15 protein-coding genes and 1 pseudogene are annotated in these 14,153 nt (G+C 58.0%); 7 read left to right on the top strand and 9 right to left on the bottom strand.

The genetic code is table 11. From position 1 onward, the window contains the following. Nucleotides 1-88: 88 nt before the first annotated feature. A complete protein-coding gene (locus tag KIP88_RS43690; protein ID WP_214494234.1) occupies nt 89-817 on the bottom strand; it encodes an autoinducer binding domain-containing protein in 729 nt (242 codons plus the stop codon). 446 nt (nt 818-1,263) lie between these two features. Here KIP88_RS43690 and KIP88_RS43685 point away from each other — a divergent pair, with 446 nt between their 5' ends. Further along, entirely contained in the window at nt 1,264-2,142 is an 879-nt protein-coding gene (locus tag KIP88_RS43685; protein ID WP_214494233.1) for a LysR substrate-binding domain-containing protein, read from the top strand. 153 nt (nt 2,143-2,295) lie between these two features. Here the strand turns inward: KIP88_RS43685 and KIP88_RS43680 are convergent, their stop codons facing one another. Then, nucleotides 2,296-4,182, bottom strand: coding sequence for a nitrate/nitrite transporter (locus KIP88_RS43680; protein ID WP_249791502.1), 1,887 nt, complete (start codon nt 4,180-4,182; stop codon nt 2,296-2,298). Next, nucleotides 4,179-5,093, bottom strand: coding sequence for an alpha/beta fold hydrolase (locus KIP88_RS43675; RefSeq protein ID WP_214494232.1), 915 nt, complete (start codon nt 5,091-5,093; stop codon nt 4,179-4,181). Before KIP88_RS43675 ends, KIP88_RS43680 begins: the two co-directional genes overlap by 4 nt. Nucleotides 5,094-5,609: 516 nt before the next feature. Here KIP88_RS43675 and KIP88_RS43670 point away from each other — a divergent pair. Beyond that, nucleotides 5,610-5,852 carry a hypothetical protein gene (locus KIP88_RS43670; RefSeq protein ID WP_214494231.1) on the top strand — a complete coding sequence of 81 codons (243 nt, stop codon included), beginning with the start codon at nt 5,610-5,612 and terminating at the stop codon, nt 5,850-5,852. Between the two features lie 215 nt (nt 5,853-6,067). After that, nucleotides 6,068-6,334: a hypothetical protein gene (locus KIP88_RS43665; RefSeq protein ID WP_214494230.1), complete on the top strand. Its 267-nt coding sequence runs from the start codon at nt 6,068-6,070 to the stop codon at nt 6,332-6,334. A 225-nt stretch (nt 6,335-6,559) separates the two neighbouring features. On the opposite strand, the gene KIP88_RS43660 is transcribed toward KIP88_RS43665, so the two are convergent. From KIP88_RS43660 to KIP88_RS43640, 5 genes are all read right to left on the bottom strand, one after another. Beyond that, nucleotides 6,560-7,213 (bottom strand): SOS response-associated peptidase, encoded by a 654-nt coding sequence (locus tag KIP88_RS43660; protein ID WP_214494229.1) that lies wholly within the window; start codon nt 7,211-7,213, stop codon nt 6,560-6,562. A gap of 43 nt (nt 7,214-7,256) precedes the next feature. After that, complete coding sequence (locus KIP88_RS43655) at nt 7,257-7,430, bottom strand: hypothetical protein (protein ID WP_214494228.1); 174 nt, start codon at nt 7,428-7,430, stop codon at nt 7,257-7,259. A gap of 1,026 nt (nt 7,431-8,456) precedes the next feature. Then, nucleotides 8,457-8,915 carry a hypothetical protein gene (locus tag KIP88_RS43650; RefSeq protein WP_214494227.1) on the bottom strand — a complete coding sequence of 153 codons (459 nt, stop codon included), beginning with the start codon at nt 8,913-8,915 and terminating at the stop codon, nt 8,457-8,459. Between the two features lie 72 nt (nt 8,916-8,987). After that, complete coding sequence (locus KIP88_RS43645; protein WP_214494226.1) at nt 8,988-9,257, bottom strand: hypothetical protein; 270 nt, start codon at nt 9,255-9,257, stop codon at nt 8,988-8,990. A gap of 1,072 nt (nt 9,258-10,329) precedes the next feature. Continuing rightward, a complete protein-coding gene (locus tag KIP88_RS43640) occupies nt 10,330-10,734 on the bottom strand; it encodes a hypothetical protein (RefSeq protein WP_214494225.1) in 405 nt (134 codons plus the stop codon). A 386-nt stretch (nt 10,735-11,120) separates the two neighbouring features. On the opposite strand from KIP88_RS43640, the pseudogene nifT reads away from it, so the two are divergent. From nifT to KIP88_RS43625, 4 genes and pseudogenes are all read left to right on the top strand, one after another. Continuing rightward, nucleotides 11,121-11,342 (top strand): annotated as a pseudogene (nifT, locus tag KIP88_RS43635) (putative nitrogen fixation protein NifT). After that, nucleotides 11,339-11,473 (top strand): hypothetical protein, encoded by a 135-nt coding sequence (locus tag KIP88_RS48060; protein WP_256441740.1) that lies wholly within the window; start codon nt 11,339-11,341, stop codon nt 11,471-11,473. Before nifT ends, KIP88_RS48060 begins: the two are co-directional and overlap by 4 nt. Further along, a complete protein-coding gene (locus KIP88_RS43630) occupies nt 11,470-11,697 on the top strand; it encodes a hypothetical protein (protein ID WP_214494224.1) in 228 nt (75 codons plus the stop codon). The genes KIP88_RS48060 and KIP88_RS43630 overlap by 4 nt, the downstream gene beginning before the upstream one ends. Before the next feature lie 774 nt (nt 11,698-12,471). Further along, entirely contained in the window at nt 12,472-13,056 is a 585-nt protein-coding gene (locus tag KIP88_RS43625) for a hypothetical protein (protein WP_214494223.1), read from the top strand. 868 nt (nt 13,057-13,924) lie between these two features. Here the strand turns inward: KIP88_RS43625 and KIP88_RS43615 are convergent. Then, nucleotides 13,925-14,153: IS3 family transposase (locus tag KIP88_RS43615; protein ID WP_214494222.1), on the bottom strand; the 229-nt coding region annotated here is incomplete at its 5' end.

Here is a 14,153-nt window from a genome sequence, read left to right as displayed (position 1 = left end):
CCTTTTTGGACAGAACACAATACAACATGCCCGGCGCGACGAGCGCCAGGTCTCTTGTGCATCTCGCGAAATGGGAGGGTGTGGATGATTAGGACAACAAACCGCGCCGCAGCGCCTCGGCGACGCATTGGGCAATAGATGCTGCACCTAGTTTGCGGCGCGCGTTCTCAAGATGAAACACGACAGTCCGCGGTGCAATCTGGACCAGCACCGCGATATCGACGACAGCTTTTCCGCGCGCGGTCCAGGCAAGGCATTGGCGCTCGCGCTGAGTGAGTTCACTTGCCGCGAGTTTACTGGCAGAGAGTACGTCAAGTCTGGCGGCGACATAACAATGAAAGTGCAACCCGACGAGATGTACCAGATCCTTCCCGTCGGCCACGAGCCGCTCCGGGTGAATCTCCCGGTCGCCCGTCGCCAGCGTAAATGCAGCCATCCGTCCAAATCCACTCCTGATTGGCACAGTGATGCCTGATCTAATCCCGAAGGTCGTCGCTTCATCGAAGAACCGGCGCTGCTCGCGATTTCCGGCCAGGGCTGACGCCTCGCCTCCCCAGCTGAACAGCGCGTGCTCGGCACGCGCGCGGCGCACCACAGGATCGAGCTGCTGATATCCAAGCTGGAAGTACCGGCTGGTCCAGGATTTTGGATAGGACGAGATCAACATCGGCGTCTCGCCCGTCAGGCGCAGATAGGCAAATCGCTGGAAGCCGAGCCTCTGTGTTAGCCGCGTTGCGACACGCTCGAATTCATCCGCGTTGGTTGCGGTTTGGATGGCATCAATAAATTCCTGGAAGATGCTTTCGACCGGGCTCATTCCGGCTCTACCATTTGAACATAATCGACGTGCTTCCTAATGACCTCACCCTCGCCTTTGGCGAAGAAGCTGCTCGGCCTACCAGGTCGCGCGAGCTCCCGCCAGAACAGCCACGAGCTCGAGACCTGATGGCCGAGCTGGAGGCGCACATGAAGACCCTGCCCGTCGATGTAGCGGCATCGTTCTATGCAACCCATTCGGACAGGATTTCGGCAAACTCGGAAAAGCCGTGCGAACGGTGAGCCCCGCCAAGAGACTAAATTGCCATCTTATCCTTTTTCAAAGTGAAAACCTGCAATGCAGCCTTACAAGAGCTAGAGAATCTCTTACAATCAACCTTGTTGTCGTTTCCCTTGAAGACTTTCAATCGCCCGAATTAACAGGGTTTGCGTCATCTTGAAAGTATCATTTCTTGAGATCCATGTTAGAGAATCTAACACCTAGGCATGCGCAAAATTCCACCTTTCACCGCTCTTCGTGCCTTTGAGGCGGTGTCACGCCATGAAAGCGTCACGCAAGCTGCCGCTGAACTGAATGTCAGCCACAGCGCTGTCAGCCAACAGTTGCGCCTGCTGGAAGGATATTTCTCCCGCAGATTGGTGCGGAAGGCTGGCAACCGCATTGAATTGACGCCTGCAGCACGTTCTTACGCTCATGATGTACGCAAGAGCCTCGATCTGTTGGCCGTTGCTTCGGAGGACTTTGCCAGCTCCGGCTCCGCACACTGCATCCGCATCAACGCGACGCCGTCGTTTGCGATGCGATGGCTCATCCCCCGTATCGCGGCCTTTCAGCGACTGAATCCGCGTATCGAAATTCGACTTGAAACCTCTAACACCGATGAGTTCGAGTCGAGCGTCGAGCAAAGTGATCTTGTCATCCGCCGCTATCCTATGAAAAAGGCCGGACTAGCTTGCCGTCATCTTCTCGATGACGAAGCTGTGGCGGTCGTCTCGCCAGTGCTGCTGTCGGAATTGAAAGTACGCCATGCTAAGGATTTGACGCGGTGCCCGCTACTGCACATGAAAAGCCGTATCTCGGCTTGGCCAGACTGGTTCCGCAAGGCTGGTGTAGATATCAGTCAGACGCCACGTGGCCAAGTCTTTGACCACTTCTTTCTCTGCATAGAGGCAGCAATCAACGGCTATGGTATTGCTCTTGTGCCGGAGGCTCTCGTTTCGCTGGACATTGCAGAACGGCGCCTTGGAATTCTTTTTCCTCAATCACGCATCATTGGCTCTGGGTTCTACGGCCTATTCAACCCCTCAGCGCGCAAAGCAAGAAGTGTTGAACAGTTTATCACATGGCTGACTCAAGAAGACTAACTCCACGTGAAGACGTCGACTGGGTTGAGTGGCTCTGCCTGTCGCCTCCCGCAATTAAAAACTTCGCGGCAAAGCCGGGCACGTCAGGTTGAAGAGCTCCCACATGGACCCGGATCTCGGTGGTGCCGCTTTCGTCCACATCTTCTAGAGCAGCTAGAGCGATCCCTTGCTCCCCCCACCACTGCCTCGTCCCGCCGATAGAGGCACGCGGATAATAAACCAGAACCATGCTCCGAGCTGAACTGCAAGGTTGATTGCAAAGGCTGTCTGGTAAGCAACTTCCGGGTAGTGGCCCTGCTGAGGCGTCCAGTACTGAATCACGAAGCCCACCAGATACTGGACAAGAAACGCGCAACCGATGTGAAAGACGTTGAGCGCCGCGGTGGCACGTCCAGCAAGCTCTTTTGGGAAAAAGTCGGCCAGAATCGCGTAGCTAAGGACGGTCGCCGCTCCGCCGGCAGCGACGATCATCCACGGAACAGATGATGGCAAAGGTACTCGCAGGATCACTGCCAATTGGGCTACGAAGAACGGAACTGCGACCAAGCCCAAGAGCGGTCGTGGACCTATCCCGTATCGACGAAGCTTTTGAGCCGCAACGCCTAGAACCAGGGCGCCCGCACTCGAGGCGATTGCCATGACAAAGAGATTGCGAAGCAATTCCGATCGGTCCAGGCCCTCGACATCGGAGAACCACTGGGCAGCCCACAACCCCTGTAACGCCCAGGCCGTACCAATGCAGGTCGCAGAGAGCGGAGCCAAACGCCAGAAGCGAGGATCTGTATAAATTATTCGTAGTCCAAGGCTAGTGCCCTTTGCCAATGACCACCTGCCCTTTGGCACGAGAACGAAAATTGCAAGGGCGCATCCAACCGATGCAATGGCCAGGAGCTCAAACAATCCCCGCCAGCCGATCGACGCGAGCAGGTATTCGGCCGGCAATGTTGCCGTCACAGCGCCAAAGGACCCTAGCATAATCATCAGGCCATTGAGCAGTGGCACCTGCTCGGCGGGAAACCAGAGAACGACGGCTTTCAATCCGGCCGTCAATGCTGCAGAAGCGCCAAGGCCGATTAACGCCCGGCCGAGAAGAAGAAGCCAAAAGTTGTCGGCTACGGCAAATAGCGCTGCCCCGGCGGCTGCGGCCATCAGCACGACACTCTGGATTTTCCCTGGACCGTATCGGTCCACTAACACCCCGATAGGAATCTGGGCGGCCGCGAAGGTCAGGAAGTAGATGGACGTCAGGAGACCGAGGTCATCGGCACCCAGACCAAACTCATTGGTCAGTGGTGCAGCTATGGTCGCGTTGATGGTGCGAAAGAGAAAAGAAAGGTAGTAAGCTGCGACGAAGGGTAAGAAGACACGCAAAACTAAAAGCCAATCTGTGGAGAAGGCTCGTGACCGCTGCGGCCCCGTAGCACGCCATGGCGCCAGAAGCGGCCGCAATATCGCGTCAGCCATTGTTTGATCTGCTCTTGTATCGGGTTCGCGCTCGAAGGCTGCGCCTCGAGCAACAGGCGGAGATTGTGGTTCGTCGCCGGCGACAGTCGCCCCAACGCCGTTTGGTCCCTGGTGTGTGAAGCGCGTCGACCCTTTTTGCCTCACCGGTTGTGTTTCAAGATGCGCCCCATCAGTCGAATTCACCCGCTCGATTGTTTCCTTTATGAGCGACGTTCCTAGATCGACTCGCCTTGTCACCTGAGCAGCAAATTCGTCGAAGCGCGCGAGTCCCAGGGTACAGGCGGCAGGTTGGTCGGCAGCTGCGAGCGGGGGCGTGACGGCGAGAAGAAATCGAGCCTGAAGTGCAACAGCCTCACTCACAATCCTCAACTCTTGATGAAGCTGTTCGAGGTTCCGATTGATGGCGTTCAGCCGGCGATCAGCCGAGGTCTCTTCGACGACGTCATGATCTGGCTTGAAGAAATGAGCGAGGGCAGCCTCAATGACCGCCGATTTGGTGGCCCCGGGACGTTGCGCTGCGACTTCGAGCCGCGCGGCGACAGGCTCTGAAAGGTAGACACCGATCCATGGCTTCATGGAAGCGCTCCGTCGAAATGCAATCGAGTGGCCGCTGACTTCTCATGTCCCGAGACGGACTGTTTCCGCCGGTCGATATGACCCCAGCTTCCTCGCTCGACGGCGCTGAAGAACGCTTCAATTTGCGCGTTGAAGGCCGCAGGTTCTTCGAGATTGATGGCGTGGCCCGTATTGGGGCACACCCAAATGCCGGCGGCGGGAATTGTGGGTTTGAGCATTAGGCCGGTTTCTAAGCATGGCTTGTCTTCGTCACCCACGGCGAGCAGCACCGGGACCGTCATGCGTGAAAATTCATCGCGGAAGTTGTGCAAAGACGGTCGCACGGCTTGGCACTGGAGCAAAGTATTGGCCATCCCCTGCGCCGAATGCTGCTTGAGCCGGTCTACAAACTCCTGCCAGCCCTTCGGATCCTTGTGTTTCAGTTGAATTCGCGTGAAGTGGCGTGCCATTTTCTCTGCCATGGCATCCATACCTCGCGCCGCCAATGCGCGCGCGAGAACAGACGTGTTCTTCAACCACCTTTCACGATCCGAGGCTGGAGATCCCGCCCCTGCTCCGGCTGCGACGATCGCGCTGCTCCTTTCGCCGTACCGCAACCCAAACAGCAGAGCAGCATAGGCGCCCATGCTAGATCCAACCATGTGGGCGCGCCCGATCGAGAGGTCACGCATGACGATGCCGATGTCTTCCACGGCGACCTCCCAACCGTATATGGCAGGATCATCAGGAACGTCGCTCGGTGGATATCCACGCGCGTTGTAGGCGATGCACCTATAGCCGCGCGAAAAATAACGGATCTGCGCTTCCCAGCTGTGCAGGTCGGATTCGAATTCATGAACGAAAATGATTGGATAGCCCCGCCCATATTCCTCGAAATACAGCCTTATTCCACCTGAATCGATATAAGGCATTGCCACCCCTTTTCTTGGAGCGCCGGCAAGACGCTGCCGCGCATCGAGTGGCGTTGTGGATGAGCAGGGATAAGAATGGAGGTGTCGATAACCGGCGGATCGGATTTCGACACACCTCTCTTGTCTGACGCGCTTCGGCCAGCCCTTCAGGTCTATATCGGGAGCAACTCCTTAAGCTCGCCCGAGAGCACGATCTGGCTGAAGCGACGGGCGAGCTTCACGCGATCTCCTCGAGAATGAGCGCGTGTCCATTGAGTAACCCCTCCGAAAGGGAGCTTAGACGCATTACTCTTGGCTCGTTAGCGTGCCGCCGACCCCAGCGCTGGTGTCCCATCGTCTTGGCGCGGCGCAGCGAACTAGGTCTTCGCCGAAAAGTCGTCGTTCTCCGGACTGTAAGCGCCTTCGAATCGGACGCGAACAGCGGGCTCGACCCCTGGTTGTTCGACAATTGCAAGTTGGCCAGGTCCGATCAGTGTGCGATTGGTCTCCCGCCAGAATTCAAGGTTATGTCGGAACTTGGTTGATCTGCCGGTCATCAAGGCCGGCGATCAGGACCTCGACGACGATGCACTTTTGGGGCTGTCCCTCGACGGGAAGATAGTCACCACCGTAAAAATCGTGCTCGTCGATGGGCTGGTTTCGTGCAAGTCGATCGGCGCCGAAACGGTTGATTTGTCGGTGTTGTTGTCGTCGAGCAGAACTGCCGTTCCTGCGAAATGGACACCCGCTTGCCGGATACCACGGAAATTCTCGATGTGAACACTAAGCCCCCAGCTTTCAGGTACGACCTCAGGTATATCCCAGGTCCTCGGCCAGATATGCCTAATTCGCCATTAGGATCGCTTCCAGCGTTCGTTCATCGCGTCTGGTTGGAAGCCCTCCGGCATTGTCGGCGCCGTCAACTCGTCGTCTGGATTGCAGAGCGGGCTTGGCGCTCCGGCGCCGCCACAGGGACATGCCCGCGCCCCGTCAACATGGTCGCCAATCCGCCCGCAGGCTTCGCCAACGACATTACGACGTCGTGGGCGGTCGGTGGTCTGATGGCGCTTGATGGCTCCTACAATGTTGGCGTGACCTGGCTCGACGGCGGCATTTACCAATCTTTTGGCACCATCGGCACCGGCGGCGTGAGCTTGATCCCGGCGATCGAGCATGGAGAAACGGGCCAGTATCTTCATGCCGTCAAGACCTTCGCGGCTCGTTTCGCGCCGGGGCTTGGTCTTGAAGGCCCGGCTGGCTGACTTTTCGTCGTCTGTGCCTATGCCATGGCACAGGCTTGGCCAACCAACCTGATCGACCTGGTCGTCGATTGGGCGAGGTGCAGGGCTATGACCCGGGCCTGCTCCATGGCTTGTTGATCGGGTGATCCGTTCCGGATGCCGATGCCTGATTCGGCCAGATCGCGAGGATGGCACCCTTATCGCGTGTATGGCTTCGAAAAATTGCTTTTCGCGTAATTCATCAGGCTATGCCGCCGCCCGATCTTCCTTGTCCGCGCCGCGCATGACGATCTTGAGCGCATCATCCGGCAATGGGCGTTGCAGGGCCTTCGCCTCGTCCCATGGCGCGCGCATCCAGACGTCGCGTTCTTCATCGGTCGTAAGGATCACTGGCATCGCCTTCGGATGGATCGGCGCAACCACTGCGTTCGCCTCAGTGGTTAGGAAGCCGATGTGGACCTGGAATCGGCTTTGACTTGGTGCCTCGGTCGCCCTTGAACTCGGTCCAGATGCCCCGAACGCGAACAGCGGCCGGTCGTCGTTGAGTGCGAACCAGACGACGTCCTTTTTGTTCGTCTCCGGATTCGGCTCGGAGGTATACTCAGCAAAGCTGTTGGCCGGGACCAAGCATCTGTTCTCCGGCTTGAGCCACATGCGCCAGTGTGGCGATGACGTGTTGCGGATGTTCGTGACCGGCGGACCGCCAGTGCGCGGTGGTGGCGGCATGCCCCACCGCATTATCGCAATATCGCGCTCTCCGTCGGCATTCCGGATGACCGGAGCCGGATAGTCCGGAAACACACCTGGCATCGGCGGTAGGTTGCCAATATAGCGGTTGATCACGCGGAACAGCGCGCGAATGGCTTCTTGGTTGGTCGTTATCGAATAGAGATCACACATTTCAGCAGGGCCGATTATTCCAAAACTCAACGCCGTCCGGAGATCACAGGCTCGGTGTACGAACCTCGCCGATGATCACCGGGTATTCAAACGCGACGCCTTCCCGATCGTACTCTTCTAGCCAAGCATCAGCGACGTCGCGCGTCGCAAACACTCTAAGATGATCTGCGTCGCCGACCTGCTTGCTGGTGTCGACATAAATCCAGACTGTTCTCATTTGACTATCCTCACATTGAAAGCTTGCGCGTGCCCCAACGTGGCTCTTTTGCCCTTGGGTTGTATTCGCGAATGTGGTTGCGGTTCAATGCCCGCATGATGCCGATCCGTGCGACATCATGAGCCCGCCCCACTCGCAAACCAGGATCGGCGCCTCAATGGCCGCCTGCCATTCCGGCAGTTCGGCCTCATCCTGGGGAAACCGGTGATGTAGTTTGCGGCGTCGCGCAGGTCGACGAGTTTCCCTGCCGTCCGGCAACCGGCTCGGCTCGTCGAACTCTCGGCCCCAATCTGATGAACGCTCTGGCATCTCCTCGCCCCCGGGATATCCAACCCGACGCGGCTGGGCGGGGCAAGGGCTAGGCCGGATCCTGAATCTCGAAGCTATCTGGTAAGGTGCGCCAACATGGCTTCACAGGCCTTCTCGGCTTCGGCAAACGTCTGAAAGGGTGATCCACCGACCCTGATCGCAGGCCTGTTGACATTGACGGGGCGCCAAGAGGCTACAAAGCTAGGCCGCCCGTGAAGTCCAGGACCGCTGGTACTCTCGTTACTGATTACAAATGAGAAGCCGCGCACGCTCGCGCTCCATATCTCCAGCTCCTCTGTCGCGGGAGCAACGCGGCTGAAGTACAGGGCCATTGCCACGATCCACCGAGTCCCTAAACGGCCCAAGGCGTGGGCGACATGGTCCATGTTTCCACTTTTTCTCTAATCTTAACATATGTGAAGGCAGTGGAGGTCGTACGGCGTACCCTCGAAAATCCGGGGAGGCGAATTCATGCTTTGTAATCGATTGGAATCTGGGGGCCGCTGGATCTACGATCGGCGGCCTTTCGCTGGGCTGATGAGCATGACCAGTCACGACGTCCCATTCGTGGTCTCGCTAATCTGGCTGGCCGCCTTTAGCAGCGGACTGATCCTCCTGCTTTTTGCGTGAGTGCCTTGACCAGCGAGTCCCTTCCGGTGGCGCTATAATCGTCCGCCGTCATCAGGAAAAGCCGAGAGGTATTCAGGGGTGGTCGAATCATGACCGCTGAATACGCGCCAGAGGCTCCCGGCGGCGGTGCCGCCGGCTCACTGCTCGTGTGAGCAAAGCGCGGCATCGTGCCAATACGGCGCCGCGTTGCTTTTGATCAGTAAGCGAACCTGAGAACGTTAGTCGGGTCAGGTGGATCGACGGCTTCCACCATGGCCATGATGTCGTCGGCGCTAGAGTAGAAGTCATGCTGGCGACCAACCGCTCGACTTGAGGGCGCATTTCTGCCCTGGTCATAGGACAGAGCGCGGCGAAGTCACGACAGAACACGATCTCGTTTTCAGCGATCTGGCGCCCGATAATGCCGCCGATAACCTCATTCCAGATTTTGCTGGCGCGAGCTTTGGTTTCTGGATTCAAGAGGCTGCGCGGATCGTCCGCCGGCGGATGCCAAACGACGCCCTTTACTTTTCCGATCTTTTCGTCGATCACTTCTTGCCGAATCACAGGCTTGCCGTCCGGCGTGAATCTGTCTCAGTCATAGCTTTGCCGGCGTTACTCTAGAGAAATTTCAGGCACCTATCGGCAGGACCAAAGAGTCTGCCAGGTCTCATCCATCGAGGCCGTGCATTCCTTCATCATGGTGCCGTCGAAGAGGCCGCCGAGGCTTTTCAGTTCCGCCAAGGCCTCGATCTCCCGCTTCACAAAGCCGACCAGCTTTCGATCGTTCTCTCGGATCAATTGAACGGCGATCGCCTTAAGACCGTCATGCTTGCCAAACTCAGTCCGGATGTCTTCCTTGATCTTGTCGACGTCCTTCTGGGCGAAGGCGGCCGGCTTGGGCCACAAGGCCCAAGTTCCAACAGCGACGATTGCCGCCACTGTGAAAAAATCCGCCCTTCGTCATCGGACGCTCTTGCTGTAGTTGTTAAGTATAATGGTGATCATGTCCCCTGACTTAACCTTCGAGCCGGAGATATAGGATGTGAGTCCTGATGGTAGTGGGCCGCCAGCGCGATCCTAAATCGTTGGCGGCCCCTGCTAATCACTTCCAATCGCCCTGCCATCGACAGAAGCGGTGAGCAGCATTCGCGCGAACGTATTCAGAAATTCCGCTCTATCAATCCGGGGGACTACGGGAAGCTGTTGTAGTTCATTGGTCAGCCTTCAGTGCCCGACTGCCGCGCACAACGCGTGGCCGACTTTGAGCGCTGTTGGCTGCCTGGAGGCGCTGAAATCGGCGTGGCGCCCTGGCGCGCTCGTTCGGGTCACCGCTTTGCATTGCTGTTCAAAGTGCCATTAACCAGTATTTCGGCAATGTGGATATTACCTCGTGAGAGCGTGGAGATCATGTCGTGGATTCGAGCGCGAGGTCCCGGGCATTGTCGTCATTGGAGCAATAGGCGCTTGTGAGGGCACGGTCAGCACCGTCGCCCCGGCGATCAAAGCTGCTGCCCGCTTCATATGGTCCAGCGCCTCCTCCTTCGTCGCTCCCATTCTCCAACGGTTTTCCAGAAGTGCTTCTCCTTCCCCATACGAGTGTATCAATTCGCGGAGCTCTGCCAGCGACTGCCCCGCGTGAGATAAACAACGGCCTCTTGGATTGTCGGCCGAGATCAAACGCCAGCGCTGCCTACACAGAAATCGCAAGAAGCAACAAAATGAGAGCACCATTTCGCATCGACGGTTTCCCCACGCGCAAATCCTTTGCTGCCAGTTTTCGATGAACATGCAGCTTCGGCCCTAAGCTGCAATCCGGATGTTACGGCTTCCCACCATCCTCGCGAGGCCGGCTGACGCGTAGGGCTTCCCATTGGGACTGACGGTGGCTCACGCGCCGATCAACATCTTTTAGCTGATCTTCTCGCTTTTGCCTTCGGTCAGGTAGGGGTCAGGCGTTGGCGTGAGCGTTCCTGACCATTCAGCGCGAGCGCATGGGCAGCTTGGGAAGTTTGGCAGGGTCGAATTTGGGAGTCGGCCCGTTCGTCACCGGTGGGGCTGGCCGCTCTTCGCTGAGAATGAGCGTCCCTTCGAGAACCACTCCCGGCACCTGTTCCGCGATCCCCACAAACTTGGCTATCTTGCCGGGGCAGGCTCCCTCAAGCTTCAGCGTGAGGTCATCGGTGCCAAAGACGGTTGCATGCCCTTCGGTGTGCCGTTTGATCGTTACGACCGCCGTGAACCGGTCCCCGTCAACCCCGCAGGTGCCACTGTAGATCATGATGCTGTCGCGGCCCCTGATTCTATCCTCCGCGACATGCGCGATGCCGGTGCCCTGGCCTAGCGGGGTCTTAAACCAGGCGGCATAAGTTCCATCCCTGAGCATGAGCAACCCGCTCCTCGGCGTTTCACCAGCCTCGAGACAGTCCGGCACGATTTGCTAAGAGACTGTTAATTCCGGTAACCGTGCAACCATGGGTTCGAACTCCCTTGGGCCGAGGCGTTTCGCGCGGGCGATCTGTTCTGAGAGGAAGTGTTTACGCGACGAGAAGGGTCAGCTTGCAGCTCCGGCTCAATGGAAGCATCGCATGTGCTGCGCGATGAATGTGCCGGCGACGAGCCTGCGGGGCGCGGTCCGCCTTCCGCTTTCGCGTGAAACCACGATCGGAGAGATCGATCAGCTCTTGCGCGCGCTGTCCGGCGTCGTGGCGCGCTTGCGCGCTGGACGCTCGCAGTCCTGCGGGCAATGTCCTTCCAACCAGAGTTGATCTTATGAAAGTCATGATTGCCGCTCGCCCGAGGCAGGCCTGTCGATTTACGTGCCGAAGAAGGACCTCGAAGAGTCGGTCGTTGGATCGGAGCACGACACGCTGTGGGGCGGGTGGATAAGAATAGCCAATGGCTGGGTGCTCGATCTGCCTGAGATGGCGAGTGACACGCCGTTGCCGATCACGTAAATGCCAGGAACGTGGTGAGGACGGGGATGACCGATGAAGACGACCCCGCTCAATGCGAGCGACGCGGAAATGATCCTCATTGGCCTCGGCCTCAGGCAGCGTGCCCGCAGCATTATTCCCTATCTCGGCCCTTGCCTCACCGAGTTGTCCAAAGCGATGTGCCGATGACGCCGGAGGCCTTGGCTACCTTCTTCGCCGGCAACGTCGCGCTGCCCCGCCGGACCAAGGGCAATGTCTGCGCGTCGGCGCAGTACATCGAGACCAACAAACATCGCTCAGCCTTGACGGCACTGATGGCGCAGGCTTTTGCCCCACCGGTCGAGCTGACGGCACTTTATCATCATCTCGCGGCGCTGTTTCTGTTAAATGCGACCGTCTGGAATGATGATTAGGGCAATTCCATCTAATCGTCTATGCGTCAGTCCGGGCCACCATCCGAGCCATTGGCCTGAAGCGGGCGTGGGCTCGGCCTGTCCCGAACCATCTCTGCCAACCGGAGAGCAGAGCTATTCCCCGAAGCTGCCGAGAACGCGCTCAAGCAGCAGCAGGCTCGGAAGAAACTAGACGAACAATGGCGCGAACATCAGAGGGGTAACACTCGAGAATGATCGGGGTAGCCGGGTTCGAAGCGAAGATGTGGCGCACGACCTGACACACAAAGGAAGAAGAAGAGTGGTGAGACAATAACGCCAATGAAGGTCGGCGAGAAACACCCGTCTTGGCAAGATCGCCGAAAACAATCGAGCTGCTCTATTGCTGGGCTAATGGCACAGGATCTCATTCCCGGAGTCCAGAAGATAGACAGGAAATCCGCCGAGGAGCTTTGGAATTCCTCCGCGTCAATATGCAGAAACGGGATGGCCCGCCAAAACGAAATCTTTGTTCAACGCAGCCCGACCGTAACAGGCGCGGTGTCGAGTTACAAGGGAGCGATAAAGGAAAGAGCCCCTCAACGAGGGAGGCCTTCGAGGCATCGCATTCGAGTTGGGAACGCGGGCGCGGGTACAGCTGTGGCCCGAAACTCGTCAGCTTCCTGACAGCTAAGCTCCCTAACATGAGAACGTGGTCTCTTGACGACGGATGCCGCCGATGGGTCAACTGGTGACAAGCCCAGGGAAAGCTCTGGCGGATTTGAGCCCACCTTCACAAACCAATAGGAGAGCTGTATGGATTTCAACCGGATCGACGGTGCTGGGTCTCCAGGGTCCCCAAGTGCCTACGAGTGGACTCAAGAAGATCATGACCTATTTAGTCGAGTGATCAATGAAGCCGGGCCGTCCTCGTCTGCCGAGCCAGACAAGACGGTATATGATGTCTCATGGGCCGTTCCCGAAAAGTTTTCGCACGGCTCCCAAGTCGCCCCGCTCCGAATGATCGAGAAACTGACCCACCACGGTCTCCTGCCCGACTCGGAGCAGCCGACGATGAGCTACGAGATCGGGGGTCACCTCTACACGGCCGCATTGGATCCGTCTCAGAGCGTACGCCTCATTCATAACCCACCGGAAGCTCAAATGCCGCGACTCGGGTCGACGGGGGCGCCAGATTTCGGAGCGTTCTTCGTTGAGACCCGGCGTCGTCGTCGTGCCCCCCCCCCGGAGCAATGGGCCCCGCTGGCGCTGATTGAAAAGCTGCGCGAACATGGGCTCATGCCTACCGCAGACCACCCAACAACCATTTCGCTCAGCAGCAAGCTTTATAACGCCGAGCTAAAAGAAGGAGGATTCGTTAGGCTTACGCGCCAGACCTGAAATCTATGCGGTGGCTGAGCCAACTTGGCTGGGCGGGAACCCTCCGGCCCAGCCGGCTTCTACTACGTAGACAATTCACCGTTCCCCACTGGACTGTCCGCATCGCCAGCGGGTGCGCATTTTGTCGAACCCGCTGGCAGCTGGCGAGCATGAACGCTGTGGCAGTTGAGTGGCTGCGCAAGCTGATGGCGGTCCGGCGGATTTCCTGAATGCAGTACCGGCCAATAGCGATGCTGCGGTAGCGCTCGCGATCGCGCTCCTGCCATATGGCGCTACTCGCAGGGAGATGGGGCTAAGCATCAAGCATCGGCAGCATAGAGGATTAAACAATCGAGCAGGGAATTCCCACCAGCCTGCTCGCCGAAGAGAGCGGCAGATGAAGCGCTTCAAATCGGCACGATAGGCGCAGCGCTTTCTTTCTATCCACGACCCCATCGCGAACCTGTTTCACCTAAGGCCCCATCGCTTGACTGCTAGCACCTATCGCGAAGCCCATGGGGTCGCCTTCGAGACATGGGCGGACATCACCTCGGTCGCGCTCGCTGCCTGAAAACTATGCTCTTCCCCGCCCAAGATCCGTCGGATGCCCGTTAACGTGACGATGCCCTTCCTCATGCTCTCTAAGCCGGGTAACACCTGCGCCCGTCAGCTTGTCATCAGCTTGTCTGAGTATCATGCAGCCCGACACGCTTGCGAAGAGACTTCGCCGAAGGGAAACGCGAATCGCTTATAGTCGAATTAGTGGCCCATCCACACGCGCTAGCCAAGCTGACGAACCGAACCAGTCGGTGGATAGCGACAGCTTTACGGAAACGCTTGCGGGCATGCCGTCCCAATCGGCGCCGGATCCCTATGCTAGTACCCGGAATCAGAGCTGAGTGATACGGCGGCCTTTGAATCTGCGTTGACGGGCTTTTTTCTTGGTCCAGACGAAGGGCTCAGCCTTTTCGTTGTATGCGTTGATGTAGGCATCGATATGCTCCTGGAGCTGCTTAAGGCTGGTGAAGGAAGCGCCGCTGAGCGACTGCCCCTGCAGGATCGAAAACCAAACCTCGACCTGATTGAGCCAGGATGCGCTTGTCGGCGTGAAATGAAAT

This window comes from Bradyrhizobium sp. SRL28, assembly GCF_018596315.1.
In the GTDB taxonomy this organism is placed as follows: domain Bacteria; phylum Pseudomonadota; class Alphaproteobacteria; order Rhizobiales; family Xanthobacteraceae; genus Bradyrhizobium.
Note: the sequence above shows the minus strand (reverse complement) of the source record. Positions and strands in the feature narration are given on the sequence as shown.

Bases quoted from the DNA above. Each gene is read 5' to 3' on its own strand.
- KIP88_RS43690 (WP_214494234.1), bottom strand. From the start codon at position 817: ATGAGCCCGGTCGAAAGCATCTTCCAGGAATTTATTGATGCCATCCAA.
- KIP88_RS43685 (WP_214494233.1), top strand. From the start codon at position 1,264: ATGCGCAAAATTCCACCTTTCACCGCTCTTCGTGCCTTTGAGGCGGTG.
- KIP88_RS43680 (WP_249791502.1), bottom strand. From the start codon at position 4,182: ATGAAGCCATGGATCGGTGTCTACCTTTCAGAGCCTGTCGCCGCGCGG.
- KIP88_RS43675 (WP_214494232.1), bottom strand. From the start codon at position 5,093: ATGCCTTATATCGATTCAGGTGGAATAAGGCTGTATTTCGAGGAATAT.
- KIP88_RS43665 (WP_214494230.1), top strand. From the start codon at position 6,068: ATGGTCGCCAATCCGCCCGCAGGCTTCGCCAACGACATTACGACGTCG.
- KIP88_RS43660 (WP_214494229.1), bottom strand. From the start codon at position 7,213: ATGTGTGATCTCTATTCGATAACGACCAACCAAGAAGCCATTCGCGCG.
- KIP88_RS43655 (WP_214494228.1), bottom strand. From the start codon at position 7,430: ATGAGAACAGTCTGGATTTATGTCGACACCAGCAAGCAGGTCGGCGAC.
- KIP88_RS43640 (WP_214494225.1), bottom strand. From the start codon at position 10,734: ATGCTCAGGGATGGAACTTATGCCGCCTGGTTTAAGACCCCGCTAGGC.
- KIP88_RS48060 (WP_256441740.1), top strand. From the start codon at position 11,339: ATGAAGACGACCCCGCTCAATGCGAGCGACGCGGAAATGATCCTCATT.
- KIP88_RS43630 (WP_214494224.1), top strand. From the start codon at position 11,470: ATGACGCCGGAGGCCTTGGCTACCTTCTTCGCCGGCAACGTCGCGCTG.
- KIP88_RS43625 (WP_214494223.1), top strand. From the start codon at position 12,472: ATGGATTTCAACCGGATCGACGGTGCTGGGTCTCCAGGGTCCCCAAGT.